The following is an 8,711-nucleotide window of genomic DNA, read 5'->3' as shown; positions in this document are numbered from 1 at the left end:
AGGGCCGGGTCAGGGAGTGGGGTGATGGGCGAGGACCGTGTCCGGGGAGTCGACCCAGAGCTCATGCTGGTCCGCCGTGACGGTGAGCCCGAGCCGGGCCGGGCCGGGACGGCCTGCGCGGGTCCACCGGCGGTAGGCGTCCTCGACGGTGGCCCACAGATTCCGGGGGCCGGCGTAGCGGACGGGATGAGGACTGCCGGGTGTGCTGGCGGGGTGGACCTCGGCCCAGGAACCGTCCGATTCCTCCAGGACGCGTCGGTGCCCGTCGGGTTGGCGGACGAATCCCCGCGCGGAGGGAAACCGCAGGTGCAGGACCAGCCGGAAGCCGGGGTGGTCGAAGGCCGCCAGGTCGATGGTGCTGTGTGTGTGGCGGGTGCCGCGCACGTCGATGGTCACGGAGAGGTTGTGGCCGGCGCGCAGTGGATAGTCGGGGTCTATCCGCATGGGCATGAAGTTGCCCGGGTGGGCGGCGAACCGGCCGGAGAGCACGCCGGGCCGGTCGTGGTTGAGCAGGGCGATCCGGCCGCCGGCGTCACCGCGCAGGTCCACCTGCAGGAGACCGCCGGGACGGAGCTGGTCGATCCAGGCGGTCGGGACGAGTGGGGCGGAGACGGTGGTGATGATCCGGTCGTAGGGGGCGGGGGCGGGCATGCCGTCGGCGCCGTCACCGGTCGCCAGGGCTGGGTGGTAGCCGATCGCGGCGAGCCGTCGCCGGGCGGCGTCGATGAGGCCGGGGTGCAGGTCGATGCTGGCGATGGCGCGGTCGCCGAGGCGGGCGCACAGCAGCGCGGCGGTGTAGCCGGTGCCGGTACCGATCTCCAGGACGCGCATGCCGGCGGCCACGTCGAGGTCGGTGAGCATCCGGACCAGCAGACTCGGCAGCGTGGAGGAGCTCGTGGGCCGGCACAGCGTCCCACCGCCGACATCGTCGGGTAGCTGGACACGGGTGATCTGGGTGACCAGGGTCTCGTCGGCGTACACCGCGGCCAGCCAGCGGTCCCGCTGAGCCGGGTCGGCGCCGTCGACGAGGACATCCTTGGGCGGGCATGGGCCGGCGGATCCCTGCCACGGGCAGAAACGCGGGACGAGAACATGGCGGGGTACGGCGCGCACCGCATCCAACCACTGCCGGTCCGGATCCGGGACGACCGCCGCCACGGCATCGGCCAGGTCACGGGCCCGCCGTGGCCAGTCCGGCACCGCGTCGGCCGCCACGTCGCGATCGGTCGGGGTCTCCTGGAACACTCGGGTCATCCGTTATGCCCCGCTCCGGTGAGAGCGTCCGCGATGGCGCCTGCGACCGGCAGGCCGGTGATCTCCTCGAGCCAGCTCCATTGACCGTTCGGATTGCATTCCAGGAAATACCAGTCACCGGTCGGAGTCACGGTGAAGTCGAAAGCGCCGAACATCAGCCCGAACTGGTCGAGGTAACACCGGACGCCATCCTGGACATCGGTCGGCGTGTCGATCGCCTGGTATGTCAGGGAGTCGTAGTCCGCGCGCCAGTCCGTGTGCGCGGCAGCGGAATCCGCGTGTATCGCCACGGAGAAACACCGGTTGCCGACTGCGGTCAGCCGGACGTCATGGGCCTTCGGTATCCACTCCTGGAACAGGTGTGCGGTCGAGGCCACCGGCCCCTCGTCCAGGGCAGCAGAATCCACCACCGTGGTGTAGATGAGCCGGACCTGCCCGTCCTCGGCGACGACTCCAGTGCTCAGCGGCTTGTACACCATGGGTCCGTCCAACGAGGCGGCGAACTTCGCCGTATGGACCGCCGAATTGCTTATCAAGGTGCGCGGGGTACGCAGCCCACTGCGTGCCGCGGTCTGCAGCTGCAGAGGCTTATACTCCGCCAGGCTGATACGTGACGGATGGTTGACCCACGGGCCCGGCAGGGATATCAGCACGCCGCCGAAACCGTACCGGGCTTCTGCGGCGGCGAACCGCCGTTCGGCTGCTGTGAGCGTCTCCGGCAGTGTGAACGGCCCCGGCCGGCGATAGTAGATGCCGCCCACCTGGCCCAGATCCACAGCATGCGCGCCGCGTTGGAGGTATCCCCTCCACCTCTCTTCCAGCGACACGCCGATTTCCAGCGACTGCGGGAACTCGGCGATATCGAACCGAAATACTGCTACAGACCTTCTTTCCAGCGCGTCGACGACGAGGTCGGCGGTTGCGTCGTTCGGAGCGGTGACGACCAGAACAACGCAGTCTCGTGGATCAGTCATAGACGACTTCGGTGTAACTGTCGGGTTCGTATCCTTCACCGGCACCGTCGCGTGTGACAGTTTCGTGCGTTGCTTTGGTCACCGTCTTCCGCGTGGGTTTGCGGGAATGCTTCCCGTCCTTGTCCCCTGCCGCCTCGACAACCGACGCGGATATTGCATATCCCATCCCGAAGGGGCGGGTCCGCGGCGGTCCGGGTGGTTCCCGGTTCGGTGCCACGCGGCCACCCGGTGGGTACAGCGGCAACCTGCTCGCAGGCGGAACCAGGGGATCATCCGGGAGCATGCCGTCGCCGAGCGCCACAGGACCTCCTACACGCACCACCAAAGACCAGCGATCAACACGATAATCCGGCGGGATGATCATAGGGCGCGTAAAACCGGTGACCCATAGCTGTTGGGATGGTCGCGGACGAGAACGACGCTGTGATCGCGCTGGCTCGGCTGACCAGTCATCAGAGGTACTTCCTCCCAGTCTGTCTACCAATGTGCCTTGTCACCCTGTAGCGACTGGCAGGGAGCCGAACCGACAAAAAATCTTCGGATGTGCCTCCAGATACTAGATCCGAAGTTGGTGGAATGGATATTCCGCCGTGCCGTCACCAGGTATCCGGCCGCTTGGATTGCGGCTGATGGCAGCTTCCTTGTCGAACGGTCGAACGGTCGAGCGGGAAAAGATGATCAATTTCAACACCCTGCCGGCCAACTGCGTCATCTTCCACAACGCTCTGGACATCTACCTCCTGGGTTGCTGCGCCGACTCCAGCGGATCGTCCGATTAGTGGGGCGATGATGCTAGGAGGGCCTGCAGGTCCTGGTGATTGGCGGCCAGGAAGTCCTCGAAGGTGCGCGCAGGGCGGCCTGTGAGATCTTGGACCGCCGATGTCGTCGTGGCCAGAGAGCCGCTCGCCACCTCCTTGAGAAGGATGGCGACATCTTCGGCGAATCGGGGTGGCAGGCCCTGAGATTTCAAGGTGGCGGCCAATTCCTCCGAGGGCAGATCCACATAGCGCACGGTCCGCCCCAGCGCGGCGGAGAGCTTGTCGGCGATCTGAGCGTGGGTGAGGGCCTGCGGTCCGGTGAGGACGAATATCTCGCCGTTGCCGTACGGGCCTGTCAGCAGCGTGGCAGCGCAGGCTGCGATGTCCTCACAGTCGATGTAGGAGACCGGAGCATCCGCGTAGGAGCCGACCAGGTCCCCGCCGACGGTGAAGGAACCGGCCCCGGTGATGAAGTTCTGCATGAAGCTGCTCGGCTGCAGGAGTGACCAGCCAAGGCCCGATGCCTTCAGGTACTGCTCGATCTGCCAGTGTGCGCCTTCGGCGAGCCGTCCGCCCTCGTGGGCGTGCCAGACCGACACCTTCACGATCCTTGCGACGCCGGCCTTCCTCGCCGCATCGATGACCGCCTTCTGCTGGCGGATCATCGGCTGTTCCCCCTCCACCGGGTGCGCACCGGCGCCGTTGAGGAACAGGCGGTCGACCCCTTCCAGGGCCGCAACGATCGATCCAGGGTCGTCGAAGTCGCCGACGGCGAAGTCGCAGCCCAGCACGCGGCCCTTGGCCTCGTCGCGGACCAGCGCCTTGAACGCGGCGCCGTCCTTCTGGAGCCGGCGCACGAGGGGTCTTCCGATGGAGCCGGTGGCACCGGTCACCAAGATCACTTTTACCTCCTGGCGGTAGGGTAGGGCCCACCCGATAATCTGAGTGAGCCTCAGGAAAACTATCCTGAGGATGCCTCGATTAGCAAGGAGGGCCGATGACCGATTCCCGGCGACGCCTGCGCGCCGACGCGCAGCGTAACCACGACCGGCTTTTGGTCGAGGCCGACGCGGCGTTCCGCGAGCAGGGAACGAACGCCTCGCTGGAGGGCATCGCCCGCCGGGCCGGCGTGGCGATCGGCACGCTCTATGCGCACTTCCCCACCCGTCGCTCCCTCATCGGCGCGCTGTTGCGCCAGCGCAACAACACAGTGTTCGACCGCGGCGAGGAACTGCTCGCCCATCCTTCGGCAGCGGTGGCGCTCACCGCGTGGGTGCGTGCAGTCATCGAACACGCCGCCGCCTACCAGGGACTTGCCGCCATGCTGGCCGAGGGCGTTGACGACCAGGCCTCCGAGCTCCACCAATCATGCGTCCAGATGACCGACATCGGCGACCGACTGATCGTCAAGGCCCGCGAGGCCGGCGCCCTCCGCCAGGACGCCACGGGCACCGACATCTTCGCGTTGATGAACGCCGCCGCCTGGATCTCCGAGCAGATGTCCAAGGAACAGGCCGACCGGCTCGTGGACCTCACCATGGGTGGACTTCTCACAGCGACAACCTGAAAGCCGGATGCAACGACAGGCCGGCCCGCGTCGTGCCCAAGGACGGCGCGATCGAATACGTGCACCGGCAGACCGGCACCGCCCGCTGCTCCGCCTGTTGGCCGGCCGCACCACAGGCCGGTCTTCCTGCCCGACCGGCGCGCCCCGACCTCCGGACGCCGCGACCCGCGGCCGCCGACATCGTTAGGTGTGCCGGTAGGGGTTCCTCAACTGGGACTACCCCAGGGCGATTGGAGGGGCACCCATGCGATAACGGTGGTGGCGTCGTGTTGTGACAGGTCGCCGCCTGCCGCGGTGAGCAGACGCTGGGCGGGAATGTTGTCGATGTGCGTGCTCGCGACGAGACGCTGGGCGCCGTCGGCCCGGGCGGCCTCCAGTAGGTGCCGAAGTACCGCGGCGCCTACTCCGCAGCCGCGGAGTGAGCGTCCGATCCACACGCCTGCCTCGACCGTGTCGGTCTCCTTGTGCGGGGCGAGACGAGCGGCTCCCACTACCGTTTCCCTGACGACGATGGCGTAGGTGGTCTCGACGGGCTCGTCGGACAGCGAACGCAGCCGGTGGAACCGTAGGAACGCCTGCCGGCGGAGTGCGGTCCATCCGGATGGTCCTTCGACCGGTGGCATTACTTCCCGCGGGTCGGCATCGGCGACGGCCGCAGCCAGCAGAGCCTGCAGCAGCTCCTCGCCGAGTGGCCGCAGCGTCACACGGTCGATGCCCATAGTCGCACTCTGCCCTACCGGAACGCCCATCCCCAAAAGCTTCTCTCGTGGCCGAGCCTCAACTCTTCCTGATCGGGAATGTTCTCGTGTCCCATGACAGGCGTTTGGGCCCATGTCATCTCACCCGTCGCAGAGGGACGCCGAACAGTTTCCTGATCAGAGGGGTCGCCCTGGTCAGCCGGGCCCCGAACAGGTCGGCACGGCTCAGGTTGGCGTCGATGAGAGTTCGCCCGCTCGCCTGCCGGTCCAGTCCCTGCGCCAGTTCCATCAGATGCGAATACGTGCCGGTTGGTGTCCTGTATGTACCGAGGCTACCCCGACGCTCCGTCGTGCCCGGGGCCGCCGTGGTCATCACCTGGGTCGACCCGTTCGACCGGTTCGGGGTCGCTGACGAAGAGGTTCCCGGGCAGGCCAGCGGCGGCCCGTAGCGGAGTCCACCGACGTGGTGTACGAAGAGCAACGATCTAGCGACTCGCCGGCCTTTCGTCGGCCGCGGGTGTGCTCTTCTTCGCAGCCTTCAGCGTCATCGCCCTCGGCTGCCTCTGGCTGATGGAACGTCTCAGCTTCTACGACTCCTGAGGAGGAGTCACGTGCTCGTGCTCGAACCACTACCGACCACCGTCGACGACGCCGACCACCCCGCCGACCGGCGACCCGCCACCCCGGGGCGACCACCGCCGATGGCGACGCCCGCCCACGTCGAAGGTGGTCGCGCACCTGGTGCTGGTCGTCATCGCCCTGTTCAGCGTCTTCCCGATCTACTGGATGTTCGTCACCGGCCTGCGGCCGACCGGCAGGGAGTTCCTGCAGACACCGGTGCCATTGCCCGCGTCGCTGCACAACCTCCGCTACGTACTCGACACCCTCCCGGCCAGGTTCTTACGCGCGTAGCGCAGCCACCGGGCTTCCGAGCGATGGCCGAGCAGGGCCTGTGCGACGGCGAGGCAGACGAGTTCGGAGTCGGTCAGCCGTGGCGGTCTGCCCAGCCACCGGGTCCCACCGGTCCGTGCGATCCGATCATCGATTTGTACGTACAGTGCGGTCAGGAGGGTGTCCAGGTCTGTCGTCACACACCGATCTTGGGTACCCTCTCCGCATGTCCGCACCTTGACCCGGACTTCGGACTTACTCGTCTATTGTCATCTGCGATCAGTCCATAAGCATGAGAAATGATTGCTGACGGGGACTACCCCGACGAAATTCCTTCCATCTATCCTGGACCGGTCGGCCCCGTTCGCTCCCTTGGCGGCCGAGACGAAGGAGCCGTTTTGACTCCCGTCCGGAAGCATGTCCTTCCTGGGTAGGCTGGAGAGGACGAAATGCTGAGTATCACGACCTACGCCAGCACCCGCATCGCACGATCGCCCGTGGAAGTGTGGGACTATGTGACGACCCCGGCCAACTGGGTGGGGGCGCATCCCGTGGCCAAAGCGGTTCGGGGTGACGTCCACCGCCCGGCGCCGGCAGGTGCGAGGTGGACAGAAGTCGTCGAGGTCGGCGGAGAGATCGTGGAACTCGAGTGGACCGCCGCAACCGTCGATACCAGTGAGGCGGAGTGGCTCTGGCGAATCGAGGCGGACCCGTCCCTGACCTCTGACCCCGCCGACGGAAGGGTTCACGTCGGCATCACCTACACCTTTCTCGCGGACGGCGATTGCACCGTGTTCGGCCGCACTGTGGACGTGCGCTACTCGGGCGGAGCCTCGATCCCGCTTCGCTACCGGGACGCGTGGACCGACGAGAGCGCCGACATCCACTATCTGGATACGATCAAACGGGCGCTGGAAGAGGGGTGAAGCCGAGATAGCTGCCTCCGTGAAAGGCGTCGATCGCGCAACCGTGAAGGGCGTCAATCGTGAAAGATATCGATTGTCACCGTTATCGTCCCCGTGGATCAGGTGCTATGGAATGGACGTCCCGAGCACCTCGGTGATGACACGGACACGGCGGTGAGTTGAATTCCGAAGGAGCTCTTCGACCCGGCTGGCCTCCTCGTCCGCTTCCGCGCCGCCAGGCCGCCGCTACACCGATGAGGAAAGTGGAATGGGACACGCACTTCACCATGCTCTCGAGCCGAGCGCGGAATACGACGTCGAGCTGACCGTGACCGCGGGTCGATGGCCGGACGGGTTAGCCGGCCACGCCTTCCTCATCGGCCCGGCTCAGCCGACCACCATCGACTTCATGTTCGCCGGACCAGGCATTCTCACGTACGTCGACCTGGCCACCAGACACTGGCGCACGACGCGGGTGGTCACCCCGGACCTGGCGATCCTGGCCGGTCTGGCCCGGACCTTGGCGCCGGCCGAGTTGGCGCGGCTGATGGTGGGCGCCCGGCCGGCCCTGACCAACGTGGCACCGCACTTCTTCGGAGACCGGTTGCTGCTCACCGGCCTCAGCCAACGGCCGGTCGAATTCGATCCGGTGACGCTGGAGTTCACCACTTTTCTGGGCGGGGTCAGCGAATATCCGGAGGTCGCCGCGCACCCCCTGTTCCCCGGGGTACGCACGGCGGCCCACCCCGTCGAGGACCTCGACGAGGGCTGTCTGTGGTGGTGCAACACCAACCTCCGCCCCCGGGGCAGCTCGACCACGGACGTCGAGGGACCGCTGTGGGTGGTGCGCTGGGATGGCCACGGCGAGATCGAGACCTGGTACGTCCCCGGGGCGCACCTGGTCCAGGGCGTGCACGAGGTGACGGTCACCGAGGACTACGTCATCTTCACCGAGATCGGGTTTCAGCCCGAACCGGGTAGCGTCGCCGGACGCAACCGCACCAAACCGCACCTCCCGTTCACCGACATCTATCTCGTCGCCAAGCGTGACCTCACCCACGGACGGCGAGGCCGCGCCGTGCCGGTGACCCACGTCCGGGTGCCGCGCGAGTCGTTCCACCATTTCGCCGACTACCGGCAGGATGGCGACGACGTGACGATGTACCTGGCGCATTCCAACGGCTGGGACCTCAACTACGCGCTCCGGGACACCGACCGGGTCTGGGGAACCGGCGAGGCGGTCGCCAAGGGGCTGCACGGTTTCGTGTCCGCACCGGTCGACGCGTCGCCGGTGGGCCGGTACGTCATCGACGGCCGTACCGGTGACGTCAAGGACAGCCGGTTGTTCCTCGATGCCACTCGCCACTGGGCCACCTTGCTGTACGGGCGGGACATGCGTTCCCCAGCGCTGGAACGGGGGCGCCACCTGTGGCAGGCGTACTGGGGATGCGACCCCGACATGCTGGTCACCGAAATCGTCGAGCTGTACCGGAAGCACCCGTACCGTGTCGTTCCGATCGAGCAACTGCCCGTGCGGGAGATACCTTCGTCGCTGGTCTGCCTCGACCTAGAGACGATGACGGAACAGTCGGCGTGGTCGTTCCCCGCCGGCACCGCCGGCGAGTCGCCGGTGTTCGTCCCCGACCCGGCCGGCGGTGACGGCT

At 66.9% G+C, this 8,711-nt stretch carries 11 protein-coding genes and 1 pseudogene; 6 read left to right on the top strand and 6 right to left on the bottom strand.

The window, feature by feature from the left end; translation table 11 throughout:
- Nucleotides 1-9: 9 nt before the first annotated feature.
- Complete coding sequence (locus tag DD1DGNOD_RS10070; protein WP_131764656.1) at nt 10-1,254, bottom strand: methyltransferase domain-containing protein; 1,245 nt, start codon at nt 1,252-1,254, stop codon at nt 10-12.
- Complete coding sequence (gene tgmB, locus DD1DGNOD_RS10065) at nt 1,251-2,228, bottom strand: ATP-grasp ribosomal peptide maturase (protein ID WP_131764657.1); 978 nt, start codon at nt 2,226-2,228, stop codon at nt 1,251-1,253. The genes DD1DGNOD_RS10070 and tgmB overlap by 4 nt, the downstream gene beginning before the upstream one ends.
- Nucleotides 2,229-2,857: 629 nt before the next feature.
- Here tgmB and DD1DGNOD_RS26800 point away from each other — a divergent pair.
- Nucleotides 2,858-3,007: a hypothetical protein gene (locus DD1DGNOD_RS26800; RefSeq protein ID WP_165036568.1), complete on the top strand. Its 150-nt coding sequence runs from the start codon at nt 2,858-2,860 to the stop codon at nt 3,005-3,007.
- On the opposite strand, the gene DD1DGNOD_RS10060 is transcribed toward DD1DGNOD_RS26800, so the two are convergent.
- The gene (locus DD1DGNOD_RS10060) at nt 3,004-3,888 is read right to left on the bottom strand and encodes an SDR family oxidoreductase (protein ID WP_131769970.1); all 885 of its coding nucleotides are present in this window, start codon (nt 3,886-3,888) and stop codon (nt 3,004-3,006) included. The two genes, DD1DGNOD_RS26800 and DD1DGNOD_RS10060, sit on opposite strands and share 4 nt — an antisense overlap.
- Before the next feature lie 95 nt (nt 3,889-3,983).
- Between DD1DGNOD_RS10060 and DD1DGNOD_RS10055 the strand changes: the two genes are divergently transcribed.
- Complete coding sequence (locus tag DD1DGNOD_RS10055; RefSeq protein WP_131764660.1) at nt 3,984-4,553, top strand: TetR/AcrR family transcriptional regulator; 570 nt, start codon at nt 3,984-3,986, stop codon at nt 4,551-4,553.
- Between the two features lie 206 nt (nt 4,554-4,759).
- Here DD1DGNOD_RS10055 and DD1DGNOD_RS10050 read toward each other — a convergent pair whose 3' ends face one another.
- Nucleotides 4,760-5,272: a GNAT family N-acetyltransferase gene (locus DD1DGNOD_RS10050; RefSeq protein WP_131769969.1), complete on the bottom strand. Its 513-nt coding sequence runs from the start codon at nt 5,270-5,272 to the stop codon at nt 4,760-4,762.
- A gap of 115 nt (nt 5,273-5,387) precedes the next feature.
- Nucleotides 5,388-5,540 (bottom strand): hypothetical protein, encoded by a 153-nt coding sequence (locus tag DD1DGNOD_RS26795; RefSeq protein ID WP_165034632.1) that lies wholly within the window; start codon nt 5,538-5,540, stop codon nt 5,388-5,390.
- Between the two features lie 13 nt (nt 5,541-5,553).
- Here DD1DGNOD_RS26795 and DD1DGNOD_RS26790 point away from each other — a divergent pair, with 13 nt between their 5' ends.
- Together DD1DGNOD_RS26790 and DD1DGNOD_RS10040 are read left to right on the top strand one after the other, a co-directional pair.
- Entirely contained in the window at nt 5,554-5,700 is a 147-nt protein-coding gene (locus tag DD1DGNOD_RS26790; RefSeq protein ID WP_165034633.1) for a hypothetical protein, read from the top strand.
- 292 nt (nt 5,701-5,992) lie between these two features.
- Entirely contained in the window at nt 5,993-6,163 is a 171-nt protein-coding gene (locus tag DD1DGNOD_RS10040; protein WP_165034634.1) for a hypothetical protein, read from the top strand.
- Here the strand turns inward: DD1DGNOD_RS10040 and DD1DGNOD_RS30770 are convergent.
- Nucleotides 6,139-6,342 (bottom strand): annotated as a pseudogene (locus DD1DGNOD_RS30770) (IS982 family transposase); the annotation flags it as partial. The gene DD1DGNOD_RS10040 and the pseudogene DD1DGNOD_RS30770 sit on opposite strands and share 25 nt — an antisense overlap.
- Before the next feature lie 249 nt (nt 6,343-6,591).
- On the opposite strand from DD1DGNOD_RS30770, the gene DD1DGNOD_RS10030 reads away from it, so the two are divergent.
- On the top strand, nt 6,592-7,068 hold the full coding sequence (locus tag DD1DGNOD_RS10030) for an SRPBCC family protein (RefSeq protein ID WP_131764662.1): 477 nt from the start codon (nt 6,592-6,594) through the stop codon (nt 7,066-7,068).
- Between the two features lie 247 nt (nt 7,069-7,315).
- Nucleotides 7,316-8,711, top strand: a 1,396-nt coding sequence (locus DD1DGNOD_RS10025; protein WP_131769967.1) for a carotenoid oxygenase family protein, incomplete at its 3' end; no start/stop codon positions are given.

The sequence above is a fragment of the Candidatus Protofrankia californiensis genome, from assembly GCF_900634765.1.
GTDB classification, from domain to species: domain Bacteria; phylum Actinomycetota; class Actinomycetes; order Frankiales; family Frankiaceae; genus Protofrankia; species Protofrankia californiensis.
This window is presented reverse-complemented; position numbering and strand designations above follow the sequence as displayed.

Excerpts from the sequence above, each read along its gene's own strand:
- DD1DGNOD_RS26795 (WP_165034632.1), bottom strand. The coding sequence starts at position 5,540 with ATGGAACTGGCGCAGGGACTGGACCGGCAGGCGAGCGGGCGAACTCTC.
- DD1DGNOD_RS26800 (WP_165036568.1), top strand. The coding sequence starts at position 2,858 with ATGGCAGCTTCCTTGTCGAACGGTCGAACGGTCGAGCGGGAAAAGATG.
- DD1DGNOD_RS10070 (WP_131764656.1), bottom strand. The coding sequence starts at position 1,254 with ATGACCCGAGTGTTCCAGGAGACCCCGACCGATCGCGACGTGGCGGCC.
- DD1DGNOD_RS10030 (WP_131764662.1), top strand. The coding sequence starts at position 6,592 with ATGCTGAGTATCACGACCTACGCCAGCACCCGCATCGCACGATCGCCC.
- tgmB (WP_131764657.1), bottom strand. The coding sequence starts at position 2,228 with ATGACTGATCCACGAGACTGCGTTGTTCTGGTCGTCACCGCTCCGAAC.
- DD1DGNOD_RS10055 (WP_131764660.1), top strand. The coding sequence starts at position 3,984 with ATGACCGATTCCCGGCGACGCCTGCGCGCCGACGCGCAGCGTAACCAC.
- DD1DGNOD_RS10050 (WP_131769969.1), bottom strand. The coding sequence starts at position 5,272 with ATGGGCATCGACCGTGTGACGCTGCGGCCACTCGGCGAGGAGCTGCTG.